22 protein-coding genes are annotated in these 23,953 nt (G+C 37.8%); 10 read left to right on the forward strand and 12 right to left on the reverse strand.

What is annotated here, in order from left to right:
• Nucleotides 1-3 precede the first annotated feature (3 nt).
• The 4 genes from pheT to CPS_RS13450 all read right to left on the reverse strand — a co-directional run bounded on the left by pheT (nt 4) and on the right by CPS_RS13450 (nt 7,347).
• Complete coding sequence (pheT, locus tag CPS_RS13435) at nt 4-2,427, reverse strand: phenylalanine--tRNA ligase subunit beta (RefSeq protein WP_011043783.1); 2,424 nt, start codon at nt 2,425-2,427, stop codon at nt 4-6.
• Nucleotides 2,428-2,438: 11 nt separating this feature from the next.
• Nucleotides 2,439-3,434, reverse strand: coding sequence for a phenylalanine--tRNA ligase subunit alpha (gene pheS / locus CPS_RS13440; protein WP_011043784.1), 996 nt, complete (start codon nt 3,432-3,434; stop codon nt 2,439-2,441).
• Nucleotides 3,435-3,789: 355 nt separating this feature from the next.
• The gene (locus tag CPS_RS13445; RefSeq protein WP_011043785.1) at nt 3,790-4,023 is read right to left on the reverse strand and encodes a hypothetical protein; all 234 of its coding nucleotides are present in this window, start codon (nt 4,021-4,023) and stop codon (nt 3,790-3,792) included.
• Between the two features lie 114 nt (nt 4,024-4,137).
• Nucleotides 4,138-7,347 (reverse strand): D-2-hydroxyglutarate dehydrogenase YdiJ, encoded by a 3,210-nt coding sequence (locus CPS_RS13450; RefSeq protein ID WP_011043786.1) that lies wholly within the window; start codon nt 7,345-7,347, stop codon nt 4,138-4,140.
• A gap of 835 nt (nt 7,348-8,182) precedes the next feature.
• On the opposite strand from CPS_RS13450, the gene CPS_RS13455 reads away from it, so the two are divergent.
• The 7 genes from CPS_RS13455 to CPS_RS13485 are packed head-to-tail and all read left to right on the forward strand — an operon-like array spanning nt 8,183 to nt 13,360.
• Nucleotides 8,183-8,641 carry a YHS domain-containing (seleno)protein gene (locus CPS_RS13455; RefSeq protein ID WP_011043792.1) on the forward strand — a complete coding sequence of 153 codons (459 nt, stop codon included), beginning with the start codon at nt 8,183-8,185 and terminating at the stop codon, nt 8,639-8,641.
• Between the two features lie 26 nt (nt 8,642-8,667).
• Nucleotides 8,668-9,171 carry a hypothetical protein gene (locus CPS_RS13460; protein ID WP_011043793.1) on the forward strand — a complete coding sequence of 168 codons (504 nt, stop codon included), beginning with the start codon at nt 8,668-8,670 and terminating at the stop codon, nt 9,169-9,171.
• 25 nt (nt 9,172-9,196) lie between these two features.
• Nucleotides 9,197-10,042: a hypothetical protein gene (locus CPS_RS13465; RefSeq protein ID WP_011043794.1), complete on the forward strand. Its 846-nt coding sequence runs from the start codon at nt 9,197-9,199 to the stop codon at nt 10,040-10,042.
• A complete protein-coding gene (locus tag CPS_RS13470) occupies nt 10,029-10,937 on the forward strand; it encodes a cyanophycin synthetase (RefSeq protein WP_011043795.1) in 909 nt (302 codons plus the stop codon). The genes CPS_RS13465 and CPS_RS13470 overlap by 14 nt, the downstream gene beginning before the upstream one ends.
• The gene (locus tag CPS_RS13475) at nt 10,937-12,136 is read left to right on the forward strand and encodes a hypothetical protein (RefSeq protein ID WP_011043796.1); all 1,200 of its coding nucleotides are present in this window, start codon (nt 10,937-10,939) and stop codon (nt 12,134-12,136) included. Before CPS_RS13470 ends, CPS_RS13475 begins: the two co-directional genes overlap by 1 nt.
• Nucleotides 12,129-12,665, forward strand: a complete 537-nt coding sequence (locus CPS_RS13480; protein ID WP_011043797.1) for a DinB family protein — start codon at nt 12,129-12,131, stop codon at nt 12,663-12,665. Before CPS_RS13475 ends, CPS_RS13480 begins: the two co-directional genes overlap by 8 nt.
• Nucleotides 12,653-13,360, forward strand: a complete 708-nt coding sequence (locus tag CPS_RS13485; protein ID WP_011043798.1) for an NRDE family protein — start codon at nt 12,653-12,655, stop codon at nt 13,358-13,360. Before CPS_RS13480 ends, CPS_RS13485 begins: the two co-directional genes overlap by 13 nt.
• A gap of 202 nt (nt 13,361-13,562) precedes the next feature.
• Here the strand turns inward: CPS_RS13485 and ppsA are convergent, their stop codons facing one another.
• Nucleotides 13,563-15,950, reverse strand: a complete 2,388-nt coding sequence (gene ppsA / locus CPS_RS13490) for a phosphoenolpyruvate synthase (protein ID WP_011043799.1) — start codon at nt 15,948-15,950, stop codon at nt 13,563-13,565.
• A 591-nt stretch (nt 15,951-16,541) separates the two neighbouring features.
• On the opposite strand from ppsA, the gene ppsR reads away from it, so the two are divergent.
• A complete protein-coding gene (ppsR, locus tag CPS_RS13495) occupies nt 16,542-17,351 on the forward strand; it encodes a posphoenolpyruvate synthetase regulatory kinase/phosphorylase PpsR (RefSeq protein WP_011043801.1) in 810 nt (269 codons plus the stop codon).
• Nucleotides 17,352-17,564: 213 nt separating this feature from the next.
• Nucleotides 17,565-18,617 carry a 3-deoxy-7-phosphoheptulonate synthase gene (locus CPS_RS13500; RefSeq protein WP_011043802.1) on the forward strand — a complete coding sequence of 351 codons (1,053 nt, stop codon included), beginning with the start codon at nt 17,565-17,567 and terminating at the stop codon, nt 18,615-18,617.
• Nucleotides 18,618-18,783: 166 nt separating this feature from the next.
• On the opposite strand, the gene CPS_RS13505 is transcribed toward CPS_RS13500, so the two are convergent.
• Nucleotides 18,784-19,251, reverse strand: a complete 468-nt coding sequence (locus CPS_RS13505) for a low molecular weight protein-tyrosine-phosphatase (protein ID WP_011043803.1) — start codon at nt 19,249-19,251, stop codon at nt 18,784-18,786.
• A 348-nt stretch (nt 19,252-19,599) separates the two neighbouring features.
• On the opposite strand from CPS_RS13505, the gene CPS_RS13510 reads away from it, so the two are divergent.
• Nucleotides 19,600-19,953 carry an acyl-CoA dehydrogenase N-terminal domain-containing protein gene (locus CPS_RS13510; protein ID WP_041737022.1) on the forward strand — a complete coding sequence of 118 codons (354 nt, stop codon included), beginning with the start codon at nt 19,600-19,602 and terminating at the stop codon, nt 19,951-19,953.
• A gap of 68 nt (nt 19,954-20,021) precedes the next feature.
• Here the strand turns inward: CPS_RS13510 and CPS_RS13515 are convergent, their stop codons facing one another.
• The 6 genes from CPS_RS13515 to CPS_RS13540 all read right to left on the reverse strand — a co-directional run bounded on the left by CPS_RS13515 (nt 20,022) and on the right by CPS_RS13540 (nt 23,927).
• Nucleotides 20,022-20,597, reverse strand: a complete 576-nt coding sequence (locus CPS_RS13515) for a YdeI/OmpD-associated family protein (RefSeq protein WP_011043805.1) — start codon at nt 20,595-20,597, stop codon at nt 20,022-20,024.
• Nucleotides 20,590-21,111, reverse strand: coding sequence for a DUF2867 domain-containing protein (locus CPS_RS13520; protein WP_011043806.1), 522 nt, complete (start codon nt 21,109-21,111; stop codon nt 20,590-20,592). Before CPS_RS13520 ends, CPS_RS13515 begins: the two co-directional genes overlap by 8 nt.
• A 125-nt stretch (nt 21,112-21,236) precedes the next feature.
• Complete coding sequence (locus CPS_RS13525; RefSeq protein WP_011043807.1) at nt 21,237-21,812, reverse strand: hypothetical protein; 576 nt, start codon at nt 21,810-21,812, stop codon at nt 21,237-21,239.
• 93 nt (nt 21,813-21,905) lie between these two features.
• Nucleotides 21,906-22,556 (reverse strand): YidC/Oxa1 family membrane protein insertase, encoded by a 651-nt coding sequence (locus CPS_RS13530; protein ID WP_011043808.1) that lies wholly within the window; start codon nt 22,554-22,556, stop codon nt 21,906-21,908.
• A gap of 230 nt (nt 22,557-22,786) precedes the next feature.
• On the reverse strand, nt 22,787-23,269 hold the full coding sequence (locus CPS_RS13535; protein ID WP_187148272.1) for a DUF1993 family protein: 483 nt from the start codon (nt 23,267-23,269) through the stop codon (nt 22,787-22,789).
• Nucleotides 23,270-23,414: 145 nt separating this feature from the next.
• On the reverse strand, nt 23,415-23,927 hold the full coding sequence (locus CPS_RS13540; protein WP_011043810.1) for an outer membrane beta-barrel protein: 513 nt from the start codon (nt 23,925-23,927) through the stop codon (nt 23,415-23,417).
• Nucleotides 23,928-23,953 lie beyond the last annotated feature (26 nt).

The following is a 23,953-nucleotide window of genomic DNA, read 5'->3' on the forward strand; positions in this document are numbered from 1 at the left end:
TGCTTAGTCCCTCAGTGATGCATTTAGTTCTGTTTTTAATGTTGCAACAACTCTATCAATGACATCAGTGATGTCTTTTTCTTCAAGAGTTTTACTGGTATCTTGTAATACTAGGGCTATGGCTAGACTTTTAAAACCGTCATCAATGCCTTGACCTTTGTATACATCAAATAAGTTTAGATCAATTAAATAATTTCCGCCAACCTTTTCAATAAGTTGTAACACATTTTTTGCATCAACATCCTCTTTTACTACTATTGCTAGGTCACGGCGATTGGCAGGAAAGCGAGATATATCGGTGGCTTCAGGGATTTTTTGCACTAAAACTTCAGACAATAATAGTTCGAAAATTAATGTTCTACCGTTTAAGCCTAATTTTCTTTCTAATTCAGGGTGTAAGGTTCCAACACAACCGACAAAAACGCCATTTTTAGTAATTTGCGCCGTTTGCCCTGGATGTAAAGCATCAACCTCAGCTTTTGAAAACTCATAACCTTGTGCATCACAAGTCAGTGCTAATAAAGCTTCAACATCACCTTTAATATCATAAAAGTCGGTTGCCGCTTTTTCCATGCTCCAATGTTCATCAACACGAAGACCACTAATAACACCTGCAATCATGTTTTGTTGACGAACACCGTTTTCTGCACTTTCATCTGGAACAAAACGTAAGCCAGTTTCAAATAAACGAATGCGGCCTTGCTGACGATTTTGATTGTAAACCATCGACTGTAACAAACCGGTCCATAAACTTAGACGCATTACCGACATTTCAGAAGAAATTGGATGTGGTAGCGTCATCACCTCTTGTCCTGGGTGCAATAAGGCTTGTACTTTCGGATCAACAAAACTGTAGGTGATCGCTTCTTGGTAATCACGATTTACTAATGTTTGTTTCAGATTTGATAAAGAAAGGTTAGCTTCTTTTTGCTCACACATTTTCAAAGTAGCTTTTGGCGCAATATTTGGAATATTGTTATAGCCAAAAATACGTGCCACTTCTTCAATTAAATCAACTTCGATTTTAATATCAAAACGATATGCTGGCACAATCACTTGCCATACTTTAGCTTCGCCTTCACCTGTAGTGGTTACAGTAAAACCAAGACGCGTAAGAATTTCACTCACTTGTGCATCTTCAATATGATGGCCAATGCGACTATCTAACATTTTACGACGTAAGTTTACGTCTTTTGTTTGTGGAATATCTGCATCAGATTTAGCTTCAACAACTGGGCCTGCTTGACCACCAACAATGCTTAGCAATAATTCAGTCGCTCGTTCTATTGCGTCATGCTGTAACGTTGGGTCTATACCACGCTCATAACGATGTGAAGAGTCTGTATGTAAGCCGTATTGACGCGCTTTACCTAAGATAGCTAACGGTGCAAAAAATGCACTTTCTAAAAATAGATCAGTGGTGTTATTGGTAACACCTGATTCAAGTCCACCAAAGATACCTGCCATGGCTAATGCTTTGTTCTCATCAGCAATAACTAAAGTACCTTCTTTTAACGTGACTTCGTTTTCATCTAATAATGTTAATTTTTCGTCTTTATTTGCGAAACGTACATTGATACCGCCGTCTAGTTTGGCTAAATCAAAGGCATGCATTGGATGACCCAATTCAAGTAAGATGTAATTAGTAACATCAACAACAGGGTCTATTGAACGTGTTCCACAACGACGAAGTTTTTCTACCATCCAAAGTGGCGTGGTTGCGTTAGGGTTAATACCCTTAATAACACGACCTAAATAACGAGGACATGCTTCATTAGCCTCAATATTAATGGTAATAACATCATCAATTGTTGGCGCTACAGCAGTAATTGTTGGTTCACTAACTTCTAAAGAGTTCAACACACCTACTTCACGAGCTAAACCTTTAAGGCCTAGACAGTCACCACGGTTAGCTGTTAAATCGACATCAATAGTAACGTCATTCAAGTCTAAATATTCACGGACACATTGACCTAATGGCGCATCACTTGCTAATTCCATAATGCCATCTGAGTCATCAGCTAAACCAATTTCAGATTCACTACACAACATACCAAAAGAAGGTACACCACGTAATTTTGCTTTCTTAATTTTAAAGTCGCCTGGTAATACTGCGCCGACCGTTGCCACTGCAACTTTTAAACCTAGACGACAGTTTTTAGCACCACAAACGATAGTAACTAACTCGCCTTTTTCTACCGTAGTAGAACTGTAATCGCCTAAACTAATTTTTGTTACTTGCAACTTATCTGCATCAGGGTGTGGGCCACATTCAACCACTTCACCAATAACAACACCACTAAATTCGCCTGCTACCGGATCAACACCGTCAACCTCTAAGCCAGCCATTGTTATTTGATGCGCTAAATCATCCGAAGAAAGTGCAGGATTAACCCATTCACGTAACCAAGATTCACTAAATTTCATTATGAGTTTTCCTACTTGAACTGTTTTAAGAAGCGAAGATCATTTTCAAAGAATGCACGTAAATCATTTACGCCATAACGCAGCATAGTTAAGCGTTCAACGCCCATACCAAAAGCAAAACCAGTGTAAACTTCTGGGTCTATACCAACACTACGTAAAACATTTGGGTGAACCATGCCACAGCCTAATACTTCTAACCACTTACCATTTTTACCCATGATATCGACTTCCGCAGAAGGTTCAGTGAATGGGAAGTAAGAAGGACGGAAGCGAATTTCTACTTCTTCTTCAAAGAAATGATGCAAGAAATCATGCAAAATTCCCTTAAGGTGAGTAAAACTAACGTCTTTATCTACCATCAAACCTTCAACTTGATGAAACATCGGCGTATGCGTTTGATCATAATCGTTACGATATACTTTACCTGGAGAGATAATACGCAATGGTGGTTGTTCAACTTCCATAGTACGAATTTGTACACCAGATGTTTGCGTACGTAATACTAATTTAGGGTTAAAGTAGAAAGTATCATGGTCTTGACGTGCAGGATGATGTTCAGGAATATTCAAGGCATCAAAGTTATGATAATCATCTTCAACTTCTGGACCATCTTTTACTTCAAAGCCTAAATCACCGAAGAAACTTTCAATGCGTGCGATAGTGCGGGTTACTGGATGTAAACCACCAATTTGAGTGCCGCGTCCTGGTAGAGTGACATCAATAGACTCCGCCGCTAATTTTTCTTTAATCTCTTGGGCACGTAATAATTCACCACGTTCGGTTAGTAATTTTTGTACTGCTTGTTTAGCAATATTGATTACTTGTCCCATTTTAGGTTTTTCTTCTTTCGGTAATTTACCTAAACCTTTCATTTGCTCGGTGAATAAACCTTTTTTCCCTAAAAAGTTAACACGCACTTGATCAAGTGCTGTTGGGTCTGATGCTTGTGCAATGGCAACTTCAGCCTGCGCTACAATGCTATCTATGGTGGTGGTGTCTAAGTTCATGATTTCCTCTAAAACGGGGTAAATAAACGACTTTAATTAGCTTTTCTTATGAAAAAAGGCCAGCTAGTTAAGCCATTTACCAATAGACTAATTTAAATAATAAAAATGCGATTGATTTTACACGAAAACTTGGCTTTAGGTAGCAGTAATAACGGCTTTTTTAATGATATATAGTCAAACTACATAAGCATGGAGGTTTTAACGGGAATTATAAACGTTTTTAGATAGGAGTTGATTGAAGATATGGTCAAAACTGGCACACAAACCCATAGCTCTTTTAGTATGGCTTTAACAATAAATATATTTATACCGAATAAATGAAGTGAAATTAACGCTTACTTCCTATTACTACCTCTTATTGCTCTTTTGCTTCGCTTTCACGTTTAACTAAAAGAAAGGTTAGATACATTTTTGTCGGTAAAGAAAATACCAAACCAAAGGCAATACACATAGCACTAATAATAATGCCTGTTACGCCGAGTGACTCCATATAATCACTAAATGAGTGTAAATAAATCCCTAGCAGAATCAGAGATATTCCAATGCAAATAGAAATTTTTAATAGTAGAACTAAGCGTTGCTCTGACATAAATCACTCTGCAAAACGTTAAAATAATATAAATATAATATATCAACATTAAACATCAGCACTTATTGAGCAAGATCATTGTCTTGTCCAATAAGTGCATTAATTTTCTGACTTTTAGCTTAAAGAATCCAAGATGGCCGCTACAGGATGTCTGGCTTTTAAATCACTAAAACGTTTCACTTGTGATCGACAAGAAAACCCAGTTGCTAATACTTGTTCACTCGCTAGCGTTTCTAACTTCGCCTGCCAGCTTAATTCAAATAAACCTTTCGAATTATCTAAGTTAGTTTTTTCATGCCCGTAAGTGCCTGCCATGCCACAACAACCAACACTGACTTTTTCTAAGGCTAAACCGAAGTGTTCAAAAATTGATTGCCATTCATTTTCACTGTTCACTAAAGCTGTTTTCTCGGTGCAATGAGAGAAGAGTTTAAATGCCTGAGCTTTTGAGTGCTCTGTTGAGCTAAATGCCCCTTTAAAAGCCGTATCTTCTTTAATAAAAGTTAATAACCATTCATGAGCCAGTAATACCGAAAAATCACCACGTTTTTCTTGCAAGGTTTTCGCGTATTCATCGCGATAACACAAGACCATCGAAGCATCCATTCCCAACATTGGAATATCGAGTGCCGCTAGTTGATTTAAAAAGTCACTGCTTGATTTTGCTGTTTTAGCAAATCGCGCTAAAAACCCTTTAACATGTTGCGCTTTACCATTTGGTTTAAAAGGTAATAAAATCGGCTCTAAACCCAATTTTTTAATCAAGCTCATCATACTTTCTACCGTAGTAGCATCATAAAATGAGGTAAAAGGATCTTGTACTATCAGTACATAACCTTTGCGTTGCTGCGTGGTTAACCGCTGTAATTTAGTTAAATCAAAACCAGAGAAGCCTGCTTTTTTCACTTGTTTTTTTAAGGTAGGCACTGATAATAATGGCGTATTAACATAACCAATAGTTTTGGCTGATAACTTGTCATAGAGCTTAGTGTTAAGTACCGCATTAACGATTTTAGGTGCTTTAGCCATTAACGGCGCAAGTATCTCCACGTTAGCGACAAGGTGATCTTTTAATGGTCTGGCATAACGAGAGTAATATATATTAATAAACCGTGACCTAAAATCGGGTACATCGACTTTAATAGGACATTGGCTTGCACACGCTTTACACGCTAAACAACCTTGCATTGCCTCCATTACTTCATGAGAGAAGTCACCATTACCATTTTCATCTTGTTGTGGTTTACTAATAAAATTAAGTCGAAGTTTATCAGCAGCATTCGTTAGTATCTCTTTAACCGACCAGATGCTTTTCGATGTATTAATGTTGTCTTCAAGTTTTAGAATATCAACGCCCTGCTTCTCTAATAAACGCAACCATTCACGCATTAAACCAGCGCGTCCTTTAGGAGAGTGACGTCTATCTCGAGTAATTTTACTCGACGGACACATTGGGCTATCGGCATCATAGTTAAAACACAAACCATTGCCGTTACAATCCATAGCGGCAGTAAATGACTCTTTAACCGTCACAGGGATTTGTCTATCATAAAAACCGCGCTTGGTATCATCAACGCTCACCAATTGCTCGCTTGAGTCAAATGGTGTGCAAATTTTACCTGGGTTCATTCTATTAAGCGGGTCAAACGCTGCTTTGATTTTTCTTAGCTCGTTAAACAGGTGTTCACCAAAAAATTCAGGGCCATATTCACTGCGATAGCCCTTACCGTGTTCACCCCACATTAGACCACCATATTTAGCGGTTAGTTTAACGACTTTATCAGAGATGGTACGTAATAACTTTTCTTGCTCAGGATCGCACATATCAAGGGCTGGGCGTACATGTAATACCCCCGCATCGACATGGCCAAACATGCCATAATTTAACTCGTAACCATCAAGTAGTGCACGAAACTCACCAATAAAATCAGCAAGATTTTCTGGTGGTACGGCGGTATCTTCAGCAAAGGCTAACGGTTTTTGACTGCCTTCAGTTTTACCCAACAAACCAACCGCTTTTTTACGCATGGCATAAATTTTGTTAATACTGGCAAGGTCTGAAGTCACTTGATAACCAATGACGCCACGACTTTCTGATGACTTATCTAATGAACCATCTTTGCTAATTAAAACATCAAGGCCTGAGGTGAGCTGTGCAACCTGAGCGGCTAAGCCTTCAATGCTATCGCCGTTATATTCAACAACATTAATGCCATCCATCACTTTTCCTGGCACATCAGTGATTAAGTCACTGACACTGTGCCAAACAATATCTTGTTTCGCGAGATTTAATACCCTTGAATCTATCGTTTCTACTGACGTTGCCTTGGCTTCAACGAGCGAAGGAGAGTGACGAAGTGCGGAATCAAAACTATCGTATTTGATATTAATGAGTGTTTTAGCAACACGAATAGGATTAATGTTTAGCTTTGCTTCGCAAACAAATGCCAATGAACCTTCTGAGCCAGTGATCAAGCGTGATAAATCAACGCCAATAATGTCACCATCATCATTTGTTTTTAATACGTTCTCTAAATCATACCCCGTTAAAAAACGATTTAATCGTGGAAATGTCTTTAACACTAATTCGCGATTTTCAATACATGAGTCAAGCACTTGCGCCATTATCCTTGCATGAGAAGTCGCGTGTGATGTTGAATGAGAGATCGTATGAGTTTGGGTTTGACTTTCGCCCTCAACAGTACTTTTCTGAGCTAAGTTTTGAGCTTGCGCTAATGTCATTGGCTCAGTATTTAAGACCTCACCATTAGCAAGTACCGACGTTAGTGCTAAAACATGATTAGACGTTTTTCCATAAACTAACGAGCCTTGCCCAGAAGCATCGGTATTGATCATACCGCCAACAGTGGCTCGATTCGAGGTGGATAAATCAGGAGCAAAGAAAAAGCCATGGGGACGTAGAAAATCATTAAGCTGATCTTTAACCACACCCGCTTCGACACGTACCCACTTTTCCTCAACATTAATCTCTAATACTTTATTCATGTATTTAGATAAATCAACCACAACACCTGGTGTTAAACTTTGCCCGTTGGTACCGGTACCGCCACCACGTGCACTGAATTTAATACTCAGATATTGCTCATTACTTGCTGTTGTAGCCAGTAAAACAATATCGGATTGAGTACGTGGTTGAATAACCAATTGTGGCAACTGCTGGTAAATGCTGTTGTCGGTTGCGACTGATAGTCTCGCGCTGTAACTGGCATTAATATCACCAGTAAAGTTTTTATTTTTTAATGAACTAATAAAATCATTATATAAAGGAGGAAGATGATTTTGATGACTAATATGGGGAAGCATAACGACTTAACTTTTCTTTTAAACAGGACAATGCTTCGAGTATATCATGTTGAAAATGAATTTTTACTGCATTAAAAGGCAAATATTCAATAATATCACTGAAAAATGAATATTTATTTATACCCGTTACCAATCAAGATGCAGGTTTCAGAGTGCTTGAACAATTTCAATTCAAGGCGCTGTGATGAAATAATGGTTGTTCAGGAGAATATGCTCCTGCATTCTCTAATAACACCATCCATGTAGCGCCATTATAAATCACAGTAGCGATTAAGTGATGTTGCTCAAGCGCCTCTTCGATGGGTTTAAAATCATTTTATACGGCGTTAAATAATCAAACCATAGAATGACTATGCTTAAATTATCTTCCTTGCCTAAAGTGATTTTAATTCCCACTGAAATCCTACACTTTGAATGGTGACGGGTATATAAGACTAAATGAACACTTCTGTTAATTCAGCAATGATCATGATTCAAAAAATTATTACACCAACCTTTGAGCAATAAGTAGAAGAGATAGATAATTCTCTACCTAAGTCTTTTGACGCATCTTGAATATCAGCCACCATTTCCTGTAAAAAATTGATCTTAAAGTAGGTGTTTTCAGTAAAATTTAATGAGTAATAATAAATTTTTGGATGAAATGCCTAAGTTAACACGATCGCTATTTTTACCAATGTCTGTGTTTTTCCCCCTCAAAGGTAAGTAATTTTGATTGAAGTACTATTCAATTAATTGAATTAATATCACAAAAAAATAAAAACATTGAAAGAAAAAGGCTTGAAAGGCTATCTATATGCCCAATCGTACTATTAAAAATTTAAGAGAATTGAACATGAACATGATCATTAAAAATTTTACCGCATTCACCTTTATGAGTTGTTTGTTGTTATTTACCGCAAGTGCCCATGCTGAATCAGAAATATATACAGAGTATTTCAGTGATCTTGCCGTTTCGGGTTACGACTCAGTCGCTTATTTCGAACAAGGTAAGCCAGTAAAAGGAGATAGCGACTATAGCTTTGAATACAAAAAAGCAACTTGGCAGTTTAGCTCTCAAGCCCATTTGGCACTTTTTAAAGCGAATCCAGAAAAATATGCGCCACAATACGGTGGTTATTGCGCTTGGGCTGCTGCAGATGGCCGTACAGCCAGTGGTGATCCTCTACAGTGGACAATAATTGATAATAAACTTTACTTAAACTATAACGCTGCAGTTAAAGAAGATTGGTTAAAAGACGCTGAAAAATTCATTATTGAAGCCGATAATAACTGGCCTGAACTTTTAAAATAACCGCCTAATAGAGAAAGAGAATAATTATGAAAAATCGTATTATCCCCATTTTTAGTTGGGTCGTTGTCGCATGGACTTGTAAGGTATTTTTATCTTCATTGCCATATAAATTTTCTGGTCATCCCGATACCCAACATATATTCGGTACCATAGGTGTATGGATGCAAGAAACAATAAATCCTGGCCTTGGCCAATGGTTTGTCGGCCATGGCGCTGTCGCTGTTGGCATATTCGAACTGACTGCATCGTTATTATTGTTATCTCCGATTGCCTTTTGGGCAGTAAAAAAACTCAATTTAGTAAAAAATGTACCATCACGCGCATTGATTCATACCCTTGGCGGCTTGTTGTCCGCTGGTGTCATGGCGGGTGCAATGTTTTTTCACTTAGTAACACCATTAGGTATTGAAGTATTGCACAACGGCGTAAGCGACGGTGGTTCACTGTTTTATGCGGCAGTATCTATATTTATTGTAGGGCTTATTTCAGCAGCCCTAAATGGCGCCATTGTACGTAGTCAATATAATTAACCAACAACTAAGGCTGTGTAGGTAGATGATTATTCGAATATTACTTATTTTAAGCTACGTCGTATCATGCATTCGATTGTGCGTTAAACCTTGGTATTACTTTCGATTAAACGCCCCTTACTTCAATGAAAGTAAGGGACTATTTTCTAAATTAGATATCGATCGTTTGATCCCTAATCAGTGGCGCGTGGAGCAATGGGTGGATGACGGCACGCGCGAGCCAACGGAATTTCCTGTATTTGTTAAACCCGAATGGGGTCAAAATTCACGAGGGATATCTCGTGCTGACAACTTAATGCAAATTCAGCAATTACGCCTGCAACGCAAGGCAAGCAACATGCGTTATTTGGTTCAAGAGGCAGCGCGTGGTGCGATTGAATTTGAAATATTCACCATTGCCAACCATCAAGATTTAGCCAAACACGCGGTGTTATCGGTTACACAGGTGAATAATACAAGTTCAGATAAATTCCCTATCAATGGGATTTATAACAAAACAACGCAATACCATGACATAACGCCAAAATTGTCTCGCGAGCAGCTTGAAAAAATATCTCAACACGCGAGCGCCATTGGTAAATTTAAAATTTCTCGACTGGGTGTTCGTGCAAACTCAATAGCAGCGTTAGTGGCTGGGGATTTTGAGGTAATAGAAATTAACTTATTCGTGCCAATGCCGCTCGTTTTATTGTGTCAGCAGCGCCGAACGATTGACAACATACGTTTTGTTTTTAACGCCATGTACGCACTGGCAAATGTCACTAAACAAATCCATAAAAATCAGCCTCATAAGGCAATATTTTTCAGAAAACTAGGGTTGATGCGTCAACATACCATAAAAGAAAATGAGGTTGGCAATGAAAGCCATTAAGAAATTTATTTACGCGTGGATCAGTCAAAAATTCATGGGTGGATGCAGCAGTTACAATTCATTAGAAACTCGCAAGGGCTGCCGCTCTAAAGAACAGGCGCGCGATGTCTTTTCAAAAGGCAGTATTCCTCATGCCCAGGGTAAAATATTCTTTAACCCTTGGGTTGCTCATCAATTTGCTAAAGAACATGGATTTCCATTAGTTATTAAACCCAATGTAAGTGGTTTCTCTCGTGGCAGTCATTTTCCTATTACTAGCTATGGACAATTATACAAGGCCATTTTTTTGGCTAAACTGTGGTGGCCAACAACAGTGGTTGAGCAGTATTTACAAGGGAAAAACTACCGTGTGGTAGTCATTAAAGGCCAAGTAATGTCGGTGATTGAACGTTTTGCTCCCTTTGTTATGGGCGACGGAAAAACGACAATTCATCAACTTATTGATCAAGAAAATGTAGTGCGTGAATCAATGAAGCTGTTTCCGTGTATTTCACACCTTAAGAAAAATGCCATCACAGTTAAGTTTTTGAAGAAACAAAACTTAACGTTAGACGACATTCCTGCTGAAGGTGAAGTGATCACTTTGTTTTATCGTATTTCATTAGCACCAGGTGGTGTTGTTAAAACGATTGATAAAACAACTATATCGATGAAAAACACAGCGTTATTTTTAAAAGTACTAGACTTGTTTGACGCCAATATATTAGGCATTGATGTTATTTTTGAACACGACATTACCAAAGATTATAGCGATCAAAAATGCATATTTTTAGAAGTGAACTCACGACCTTATTTAAAAATGCATGATTACCCTCGTTTTGGTAAGAAAGAAGATTTAACACCCTATTTTAAGCAGCTTGAACAGCTTGATATTAGTCAGGCAGATATTTTCTAATGACGGGAGTTGCTCGGTTATTTTATCGCTTTGCTGGTATTCATTCACTATTAATAGGTTTGTTACCGTTTTTCATTCCCGTTTTGTTATGGCAACAAGGTTATCGATTAACTGAAGTTAGTGCATTTATAGCACTGACGGGTGTTGGTTTTATGATAGCCCTTATGGGCTGGAAAGCACTATATGATCGCCGCCATTGGCGCACTATTTTAATTGCTTCTTTTGTGGCTGAATTAGCTTTAGTTGCTAGTTTAATCCTAATAATCTTTTTAATAGAATCCAGCGTTACAGTATTTGTATTAGCAGCTTTGGTTAACGGTATTTACAATTGTTTTTATTGGATCACCCAACGTACTTTATTTAGTGCTATGACCCAATCTAAAACCGGCAGCCAAGCAGAAAATAAAACAGGAAAACAATTCGGTAACTTTCAGATTGTTATCGTTATATTTTTAAAAATAGGCATATTAATGGGCGGGTATTTTCTCGCACAGCAACAAACACTGTGGTTATTGGTTATTAGTACCTTACTCTCAGTAGCGGCATATTATGGCTTATGTAAACAGGCTAAATATAACGAGAGTCAACTAACGCCAATTGATAACGCTGCCATAATCGATTGGCGACAAAAAGTAGTCTTTACCATCGATGGTGTTTTTCTATTTTGTGAGAGTTATTTCTGGGTATTAACGCTATTTTTCATCACGGACAACAATGTAATGGATCTGGGTTTGTTGGTGGTTGGATTGACGGTTGTATTAAGTATCATTTTTTGGGGAATTAAAAATACCATAGATAAGTTAAATCAACGCTACGTGTTCTACTCAGCCATCGTGTTATATGCCGTATCCTGGGTTATTAGAGGCAGTGTTACCAGCCTCACCGAACACTATGTTTTGTTGGCGAGCATTATTGTTATTGCCTTTTTAACCACTTTTTTTAGGTTGAGTTTTAACAAACAGTTTTTTGATGATGCTAATGCACAGCAACCCTTAGCATTTATCATAAAGAAAAGTTATTTGTCTCAAAGAGGGCTTGTGGTGTTTTTTACGCTGTTGTCATTGGTTTTAATGATAATGGGTGAATCGGATAATACCTTAGCTTTATTTTATTGGTGTTTAGCGCCAATAGCAGTGTTGTATGGGATGTATCCCTTACGACATCAAACACATTTGCAGTCGGAATTGAATAATGAATAAAATAATTAACGGTAGCATCGAATCATTAGACCAAATGATAGACTTTATCACGGGCCTTAGCGATGAAACCTATATGATGGCGCCTAAGCCTTTATTTAATAGCTCAATTGGCCAACATTTACGTCATATTCTCGACGTTTATATGGCATTAATGAGCAGTGACAATTTAGAAAAAATTAATTACGATATCCGCCGCAGAGGCTTAGCGCTTGAGACTGTTCGAAGTGAAGGCCTTATTGAATTAAACGTGATACACCAGTGGCTTATGACATTCGATGCAGACTTGCTGACCTTGCCAACTACCGTTCAAAGTGAAGTATCAGTGTGTAGTGAGCAATCAGCACAAATGGCATCATCCATGGGACGTGAATTATGCTTTGCCTCAAGTCATTTAACGCACCATTTAGCGCTGATGGCAGCTATTGCAAAGTTTTTAGGGCATGACGTTAACAATGAATTTGGCGTGGCACCAACCACTGCCACTTTTTTGCGTAGCCAACAGCAAAAGAGTGATACATGTGCACCGTAAGTTGGCTGGTTGATAACAATGATTATCATGTATTTTTTAACCGCGACGAACAACGAAGTCGCAGCTTGGCCATAGCACCTAAGCCATTAAGCATAAATAATACCTCAACCTTAATGCCGATTGATCCCGATGGAAATGGCACTTGGATAAGCACTAATGAGTTTGGCTTAAGTTTATGCCTGTTAAATTATTATCAAGGTATTAAACCTCAAGGCGCTTTGATCAGCCGTGGACTATTAGTGAAAACCTTGTCAGCGAAAAAAACGCTACAAGAGGCGCATCAAGCACTGTCGCAGTCAACACTTAATGATTATGCATCATTTAGCTTATTAGCCTTTGGTTTCGATGCTAGTGGCCAATTTGTGCAACAAACGTGGCAATGGAATGGCGAGCAGTTAACTAAAATAGAACTAAACAGTCCTTTTACTTCCTCATCGGTTGAATTTGAACATGTCAGTACGTCTCGACTAGCCCTCGCAAACCGAATGCCCATGAGGAGTGTTGCTGACTTAGCAATTTATCATCAAAGCCATCAACCTGACAAAAGTCATTTGTCTGCTTGTATGCACCGCACCGATGCAAAAAGCGTTAGTTTTAGTCATATTCATGTCAGCCAACAGCAAAGTTTTTTTCATTATAAAAACGCATCACCCTGCTCTAGCCAACCATTTGAAACCTCTGAACTAGCTCGTTAACAACGCTAAAGTACAAGATTAGTTTGTGTTCATGACTTGCCTGCCAAATCCAAATCTCTTAACTCATATCCCATAACTCATGATCTATAGACATAAAAAAACACGTTACTCCAAAGAAGTTAACGTGCTTTTTAGGTCATCAGAAAAGTATTAGCCATAATACTTTTCTGACTTTTATTACTAAATGATAACTTACGGCTTATTAGCTTTTTTTCGCTAACTGCTCTGCAAGGTATAACCATGTTGGTAATACGGTATCTGGGTTTAACGAGACACTATCAATGCCCTGCTCTACTAACCAAGCAGCAAAGTCTTCATGATCTGAAGGTCCTTGACCACAAATACCAACGTATTTACCACGTGCTTTACAGGCTTTTATCGCCATCGCTAGTAATATTTTTATCGCTGGGTCACGCTCATCAAATAAATGCGCGATTAAACCTGAGTCTCTATCTAAACCAAGCGTTAGCTGAGTTAAATCGTTTGAACCAATAGAGAATCCATCAAAATAATCAAGGAACTGATCAGCTAATAGCGCGTTTGATGGTAATTCACACATCATAATAATGCGTAAACCATTCTCGCCACGTTTTAAACCATGCTCAGCTAAAATATCAATAACGGCTGCGGCTTCACCTAACGTACGAACAAACGGGATCATTACTTCAACATTCGTTAAATCCATGTCGTTACGAACACGTTTTATCGCTTCACATTCAAGGGCAAAACAATCTCTAAAATCTTTAGAGATATAACGCGCAGCACCACGATAACCAATCATAGGATTTTCTTCATGTGGTTCAAACGCTTCGCCGCCAACAAGGTTAGCGTACTCATTTGATTTGAAATCAGACATACGCACAATCACTTTCTCTGGTGAGTATGCTGCTGCTAACGTAGAAATACCTTCAGTTAGCTTAGCAATATAAAACTCAACAGGGCTTTCGTAACCCACGATAATATCATTAATTTCATCTTGTAATTCAGCAGGCTGAGTATCGAAATTAAGCAGTGCTTTAGGGTGAATACCAATCATTTTATTGATAATAAATTCTAAGCGCGCTAAACCAATACCAGCATGAGGTAAACGGGCAAAAGCAAAAGCTCTGTCTGGGTTACCAACATTCATCATGATTTTAAGTGGTAACTCTGGCATATCATTAATTTCAGACGTTTTCACATCGTAATCTAGTTTGCCACGGTAAATAAAACCGGTATCACCTTCAGCACACGAAACTGTTATGTTATCGCCGGCTTTAATAAGCTCAGTCGCATTACCACAACCAACAACCGCAGGAATACCCATTTCACGTGCAATGATAGCAGCATGACAAGTTCTTCCGCCGCGATTAGTCACAATCGCTGAGGCGCGTTTCATGATAGGCTCCCAATCAGGGTCAGTCATATCAGTAACTAATACATCACCCGGTAGGATTTTGTCCATTTCAGCCAGTGACGATAAAACTTTCGCTTCACCGCTACCAATTTTATGACCAATTGAACGTCCTTCACAAACCACTTCTAAGTTGTTATCAGCTTTTAATTGGAACTGTTCCATTACATTGGCATTTTCACGACTTCTCACCGTTTCAGGACGTGCTTGAACAATATATAGCTTGCCATCTAAGCCATCTTTGGCCCATTCAATATCCATTGGATGGCCGTAATGGTTTTCAATAATTACTGCTTGTTTAGCTAGTTCTTCAACTTCAGCATCGGTTAATGAAAAACGGTTAGAGTCAGCTTCATCAATATCAACAATTTCAACTTGCTTAGAATGTTCTTGGCTATCTGAGTACACCATTTTAATAGCTTTGCTACCAATATTACGACGTACTACTGCAGGTTTTCCTTTAGCCAATGTTGGTTTATGAACATAAAACTCATCAGGGTTTACCGCGCCCTGCACCACCATTTCACCTAAGCCAAAACTTGAGGTGATGAAAACAACTTGGTCAAAACCAGATTCAGTATCAATAGAGAACATAACACCTGAAGCCGAAATATCACTACGCACCATTTGCTGAATACCAGCAGATAACGCAACACCGCGATGGTCATAGCCTTGATGAACACGGTATGAAATAGCACGGTCATTAAACAATGAAGCAAATACATGCTTAATAGCAACCATCACTGAATCAAAACCACGAACATTTAAAAAGGTTTCTTGTTGGCCGGCAAAAGAAGCATCTGGCATATCTTCTGCTGTGGCAGAAGAACGTACCGCAAAAGAAGCATCGTCTGAGAAGTCACCGGCAAGTTGTGCGTAAGCCGCTTCAATATCAGTCTGCATTTGAGGAAGAAATGGCGTATCAATAATCCATTGACGAATAATAGCACCACATTTGCCAAGCGCACTAATATCGTCTACATCTAAATCATCAAGGAGTTGGTAAATTTTTTCATTAATACCGCTTTGTTCTAAAAATTCATTAAATGCAAATGACGTAGTCGCAAACCCAGTAGGGACTTGCACGCCAACATTAGCTAAGTTCGAAATCATTTCACCAAGCGATGCATTTTTACCACCTACGCGGTCTACATCGTTCATGCCTAAGCTTTGATACCAAAGAACATTTTCTTGCACGTCACTTCTCCAATTAAAAAATAAATTTGATTATTTGTTTATCTATTTATTTGTCGCTGAATACATTCTACACTGCCAGTTGTACAAACTAAAAGACAAAATAAAATATAACTTAAAAGTTTTCATTATACCCTTCACCAATCAAGATGTAGGTTCCAGAGTGCTTGAGCTATTTCAATTTATGGCGCTGTGATGAAATAATGGTTATTGCATTGTATACCCGCTCCACTTGAAGATGCGAGTTTGAGGGTGACTGAGCGATTCATGATCAAGACGCATCTTTTTATTAAGGGTTGTTCCCTTAAAAATAGATGCAACGAAGCGCATGATTTGCTCAGACATCCCCAAAGGGCTGGTTTAGAAACGCTTTATGCTACGTTATTGATTTTGAGAAGGGAACAACCATTCTCTTCAATCAATGCCTTGCCTAAAGGCGTTTATAATTCCAGCTGAATCCTGCATCTTCAAGTGGAACGGGTATATATCACAGCAACAATGAAGTGATGTTGCTCAAATGTTTCGTCGATGGGTTTAAAACGTTCAAAACAACACCAATACTTATAAATAACGATTCAATAAGAAGAATTAATTATGCGATCAGCTTTTTACATTTCGGATGGTACCGCCATAACTTCAGAAGTTTTTGGTCACGCACTACTATCACTTTTCCCTACTGAATTTGAGCACCATACCATTTCGTTTATCGAAACCACTGAGAAAGCGCTCGCTGCAAAAGAGCGGATTAACAAAGCAACCAGCCGCGGTGGTAAACCTGCGTTAGTGTTTCATACCTTTGTAAATAATGAGAACCGTGAAATTATTGAGAGCTGTGATGCCGTCCTGTATAATTTTTTAGAACCGTTTGTTGCCCCACTTGAAAAAGAGTTAGCGATAAAAGCTAAACCTACAACCCATAGAACCCACAGCATTCACGAAAAGAGCTACGATTACCGAATTGAAGCGGTGAACTATGCGTTAACTAATGATGACGGTTCAAACGTCACCAACTATGAGGAAGCAGATGTTATATTGGTAGGGGTTTCACGCTCAGGTAAAACACCAAGTTCACTCTATTTAGCACTGCAATATGGCATCAAAGCAGCAAACTATCCGTTTACCGACGATGATATGGAAGAACTTAAAATCCCTTCCTTTTTAAAGCCTTTTCATAAAAAGTTATTCGGGTTAACCATAGATGCACAGCGCTTAATTGATATTAGAGATGGCCGAATGGCTAACAGTAAATATTCCTCAGCAAGGCAATGTCGTATGGAAGTGAGAGAAGTAGAAAAACTCTATAAAAATGAGCAGATACCTTTCATCAATACCACCAAGCTTTCCGTAGAAGAAATAACCGCTAAGATACTGACTGAAACAGGCTTACAGCGTTACAAATATTAAATTAAATAACGAATAACAGTCTTATATCAATTTATCGATGAGTTATTCAGCTTTTATTACTTCTAATGAGTAATAACAGTTCACATTAGCGACTAATTTAGCTATGTTATCGCGCATAAATTACTTTATGTATGCGCGATATACGCGGCCTTCTGTTAACCTTTAAAGAAGCCAAAGTAAACCAAACTTAATCTAACGATATATTAGAATTTCATGACCATTAAAACTGATGAATTACGCACCACGCTAATTGAAAATTTAGTCTCCCCTGCACAGCTTGCTGAAGAAATTCCTTTAAGTACGGCAACTGCAGATTTTATTATGCAAAGCCGCAAAGAAATTGAAGCGGTCATTAGTGGTGAAGACAAGCGTTTATTAGTCATTATCGGCCCTTGCTCTATTCACGACACCACAGCTGCAATTGATTACGCTAAAAAACTCACCGTATTACGTGACAAGTATAAAAATGAATTACTCATTGTTATGCGCGTTTACTTTGAAAAACCACGTACTACCGTTGGTTGGAAAGGTTTAATTAGCGATCCTGATTTAGACAAGTCATTTCATGTTGCCAAAGGGTTAAAACTTGCCCGTAACTTATTAGTCGAAATTAATGACTTAGGACTACCTGCAGGTACTGAATTTTTAGATATGGTTACCGGTCAGTATATTTCTGATTTAATCAGCTGGGGCGCTATTGGTGCGCGTACAACTGAAAGCCAAGTTCACCGAGAATTAGCTTCTGCGCTGTCTTGCCCAGTTGGCTTTAAAAATGGTACTGACGGTAATGTTAAAATTGCCCTTGACGCTATTCAAGCTTCAAGCGTTCCACACGTATTATATTCTCCGGATAAAAGTGGTCAAATGTGTATTTACCAAACCCATGGTAATCCATTTGCTCATGTAATTTTACGTGGTGGCAAAGTACCTAATTATCATGCTGCTGATATTAAAGATACTCGCCAGAGACTTGAAAAAGCATCATTACCGCAAAGTATTATGGTTGATTGTAGCCATGGTAATAGCTATAAAGATCACAATAAACAAATTGATGTTGCGCGCTCTATTGCTGATCAGATAAGCCAAGGTGAAGACAGCCTTTTTGGTGTCATGATTGAAAGCTTTATTGAAGAAGGTAATCAAGCAGTAAAGGCTGGTACGCCGTTAACCTACGGAAAAAGTATTACTGATGCTTGTATTGATTTAACTGTCAGTGACACTATATTAGCGTTATTGGCTGATTCGGTGAAAACACGTTTCGAATAAATGTAAATCAGTTTACCTTTATTCAAATAAAAAACCTTAGCCAAAAGCTAAGGTTTTTTTATTGTGGTGTTTCTTTATTATGGTGATATGCGGTGATAAAAGATCGCACTCATCTATTGCTGTTAACAGAAAAGATTAACTAATAGCTAAAGCTAGGCGGACAGATTTATATTTTTTCTAATAAACCATCACTTGCTGCTTCCACTAGATCTAGCACATAATCAAAACCTTTAGCGCCGCCATAATACGGATCTGGCACCTGATCTTCTTCATGTTCGCTAGCAAAATTTAGCATTAGCTGTATTTTGTCATGCATCGCTGGTGGCGCTACTTTTTTTAGCTCTTCAACGTTGTCATAGTCCATTGCTAGAATAAGGTCAAAGTCGGTAAAATCTTGCACCGTCACTTTACGTGCTTTAATGCCATCAAAAGAATAACCGCGCGCAACGCCCGCTTTTTGAGCGCGATGATCAGGTTTTTGTTTCGCATGTGCACCCACAGTACCCGCAGAATCAACTTTTAATGCCAAACCTTTTGCTTGCATTTTATGTCTAAAAACAGCTTCAGCACTGGGTGAACGACAGATATTGCCCATACACACAAACAAAATACTACTTATATCTTTATAATTCATAAACTTATATACCAATTTCCATGTATTTAACATGTGATTCTTTAGTGTTTACACGCTAACAAAATCAATGACTTATGTTTTATTTTGTATTTTTTATGAAACTATTTTGAGCTGTTTTAATAAAAAGGTAAAGGATAATTTTCTGTAGATAGTTACTTTACATCAAACTAAAGTAATTAATTAAAACCAACGAACAAAATTATTAGTCATTAAAATGAAATTAGACTAGTTTTAGATTGGCATAGTCTGACTGGCTTATTATAAAGTTACCTGCACTGTCACCTAGGTGACACCTTTTACTCGTCATTATTATACAGTCCAATTATGATTTTTTGATTGGACTATATTATGTCAGCACCTATTCTTAACCGCTGCGATATTGAGTTTTTCCTTGACGAGATGTTTGACGTGGAATCGTTAACTAATCGTGAGAAATACCAAGATCATGACCGAACGACTATCAATGGTGCAATAGACACCGCTCAATCGATAACTGACAATAAAGCGGCAATATTACAAAATCATGGCCTATTAACAGTCGGTGAAACGGTCGAGTCAGCCGTGTGGTGGTTTATTGCAATGGAACGATGTTCCCAAGCTCAATTATTAGCACAAGCGGCAAAAACACCAAAACTAACATGTCTATCTGCTCTGAGAATGCTACCTTATATCACATTCGAGACATTAGTACTAAAGGGCTAAGACTAAATCCGGATTAGAGTTTGTATCGATAACGCCCAGCTTTAGTCACTAGTTATGCCGAGTCATACTTATTTGGGCTTTTCTTCGTGAACAAGCATATTCATGAATTTTTCAAACCGCCTTAGTCTAGTTTCGGGCTTCTTTGCACTTATCAATCCGTAAGCGATAACATAACGACTGGATTTATTGAGCGTTTCAAAAAACGCTTTAGCATTCGACTTATTCTCCAGTGCCGCCAGGAAATCTGCAGGTACTTCCATTTCACTTACTACATAGGCGTTTTCCCAACGACCGTCCGATTTTGCAGCACGAATATGCACGAGTCCTGATTCCATCATCCGCTCTTCACTTATCAATCGTTCAGCATGCTCTGTGTTCCTTTTAGACCAATTGCTTCGCATTTTTCTGGGAGTAATGCGCTGAAGATAGGCTTGGTCATCGATTGACTTCTTGATACCATCAATCCAACCCCAACATAGAACCTCGATCACGACATCATTCCAAGTCACACTCTCAATCCCAGTATTTTTTTTGTATATCTTCACCCATAGTTCTCTTTCAGAGCCATGATTCACCTTTAGCCACTCACCGAGATCTTTCGGTGTGGTAAACGTCTTGATTCTCAATGGATCTGGTTCAGGCATCTGAGCCCTCCGCTCGCTTAATGGATGAAGGTACTATTAATTTATGCATAGGCTTCACGAACAACATATATAATTTACCAAGAAAATTATGAACATGCACCACAGTCGACATTGAAACTACATGGGGTTTACCCACTTCGGTATGCACGGAAACATTTACATCCAAATGTTTATCCGAATCACCTAAAATAATTTCATTATCACTTAAAAAAAGTAAGGTAAAGATCCCAACCCTATCACCTACTTGATATTCACAAAGTAGTTTATTTGCGTCTAAGTCACCTAAATGACCAATATTATTCAACCCAAACACTGATACAATTTTATTTCGACTGGCCATTAAAAAATTAACCCAACTAGGTACTTTAGATGCGTGGTCTATCCAAATTTGAAGTGCAACTCTGCCTGGTTTGCTTGAACAAAAAGAGTATGAGTCTGAGTAATAGGAACCGTTAAGAATTTTAAATACCTCACTGTTAATTGGGACACATACTTTCTTAACAGGAAACGCCATAGTCAGATACTCTGTTGATGCCTAACGGCCCAATAAGGGGCTAAGAATTGTATGTTAAAAGTGAAGCTGAACGGAACCGAGCAAACGGTGAGCAGTCCCGCTTAATTGGCTGGTTAGCAATACGGTTACATGCCAACAAGGGTTGCATACAAACCGAAAACAGCCAAGAACCAAAATACAACTCCTAATGCTAACCAAAAATAATTTAAGCCCGTTAGATTGCTATTTGATTCGCCATGTACATCTTCACCAGCAAAGTTTGCCAAAGATTGCGCTTGATACAAAACCCAACACGATACAGGTAGAATTAATAAGCTAAAGTAAAAGGTTATTGGGTTGCCGTAGCCATTATCTGAAAATTGACCAAAAATTTGGCAACCAATAGTAAATACCACATATATGGTTGCCAAATAATTAATGCTTTTAGGCTTTTCTCCAGTTTTGTTTGTGTATTTCATTTCGAATAAAGCAAACAAAGAATGAGTAAAGAAGATAGAAAATATTCCCCTCATAATTGGCCACATATCTTCATTCGCACTTTTTTTGTATTGGCTCCAATGTTTAAAGAACCAATAAACGGTATATAGACTAAATGTGCCGATGAATAAAATTAAGAATTTTTTTGGGGATACTACATAAAATTCCATTTCATTTGATTTAACTTGAGATTCAGCTTCAGAACTTTCGTTACTTGCTTGCATTGCTACTCCTTGCTGATGTATTGCTAACACTTGCTTAAGCAGGAAATATAGTTGGCTATAATGTTTGAGGAACGAAAAACAGCCAACTGTAGATTAAATCGCTTTATTGATTTCTTGTTTTTGAAAATAGTTATTAAGCACCAATGATTGCAGTAAACTTGTAACGCTAGATGTTGCCCAATATAAGCCGATAGCTGATGGGAAACTGATTAAGGTAATAATACAAATAATAGCGGGAATAATAAATAATAAGGTGCTTGTTTGCTCAGCACTACCAGGCATCATGATCATAGAAAAATAGGTAATAACTCCGACCAATAATGCGAGTGCAACATCTGGCTTTGCAATATTAGCAATCCAAGCAAACTTACTATTAAACACTATCTGTTGAAGAGCTTGGAACATGCCAAAACCAAAAACGCCCTGACTGGCGATATTAATAACACTCTTTTTATCTAGAATTTTAATGTTGTTCTTTTTATATAACGCCATTGTAGATTTGGCTATTTCATTAGGTTTATCTTTATGTATAACTTTTATTTTATCCAATTCTGGTTTTAATGCTGATATTGCCTTTTTATTTCTATACATATTCGCCATAGCTAAAAGATTAATTGGCATTAAAACCAAGCGACCTATCAGAGTGAACAAAATGATTGCCACAGCCTCACCAACACCCACTTCGTGGGTCAAAAACGCTATAGACTGCACAATAAAACTTGTAAAAAAATTCCAAATATCCATTTCAACTTCCTTTTTTGACATATTATGTCAAAAATAACCAGTAAGACATATTATGTCAAGTGATTTTTATTGGTACTTTTTGATACTGAAACATGTTGAAATTATAAAACCGACAGTTTTAAAAGCATGTAACGCACCCCAATAAACGGCTAAAAATTGTTTACTAAAATATTTGAATCACGAACAACAGCCAGCTGTTATTTGTTACTTTAGACACCCTCTTAGTGCTGTCATGCCTCCCAGCTAAATCCCTTTGGATACTGGTGTATTCCATCGAAATCACCTTTTGTAACTGAAACACCATTGTTCTTTGCAATAGCATATACCATGCTGATATGAAAAAAGAAATTGGGGAGCACAAATGAAGACATATATTCTGAAGCTGGCATAGATATTTCTTTAAACCCAGCAGTGTCTTGAACGTTGAGGTTTAGCTGTTCTAATGTTGGTTCAGATAATTTATTAATATAATCAATTGCGGTTACAACATACGTTTTAAGTCCGCAAAAACTATCAATATCACCCTCTAACTCTTTATATTCTTTACCAGATAGAGGACAACAAGCTCTTAAAGCAAAATTTGTTGCGATTTTTGCTTGTACGTTGAATGGAAACATATCATCAACAAGTCTTGCATTAAGCAACTCTGATTCATTTAAAGAGCTATCTTCAACTTTTTCGATAAGCTTATGAAGAAGCTCTAAATGCTTCAAAAATATATCTCGATGTTTAATATACAAATCAATTCTCGATAGCACTAACGCTTGATTAACAGGAAAAAAATAGTTGGTTAAAATAAGCTACGCAGGAGCAAAAACCAACTGTTATTTGTCCTGCTTTAACAACTTTTAGCTTTGATTAGAAATAAAAATTTAATCCTATTGCACCGTAATTTGTATCTGACGCCACATTAAATTCTGATTTTATCTCAATCATTTTATTGAACTTATATGAAAGGCCTGCTCCAAATAATACTCCTCCACTTGAGTCGTCTGAAAAGTTATTTGTAATTGGAACTGCCGTTACATCACTACTTTGGGAAAAATAGCCTAGTTTTCCTATAAGATTAAAATTCCCGATAGGATATGTATAAAGTGCTGAGAGTGAAATTGCATCACTATCGATTGAGTATTTCACATTAGACTTGGTCGTGTCATAACCACCTAGATCTAGATAGCTTGCTTCAACAGCAAACGATGAGTTTATTTTGTACCCCAAGTGAACCTCATAGCCTGAATTATATTCAGACTCTCCAGCTAAGTCAGTTTCAGCACTTAAAACTGATGCACCTGCATAATATCCTGATGTATCAGCTAAGACACTTGTTGTGAATAGAGTACCTAAAATGGCAGATATAATCCTTATTTGCATTTATTATTCCTTTAGTTAATTAAATA

The organism is Colwellia psychrerythraea 34H (assembly GCF_000012325.1).
In the GTDB taxonomy this organism is placed as follows: Bacteria; Pseudomonadota; Gammaproteobacteria; order Enterobacterales; family Alteromonadaceae; genus Colwellia; species Colwellia psychrerythraea_A.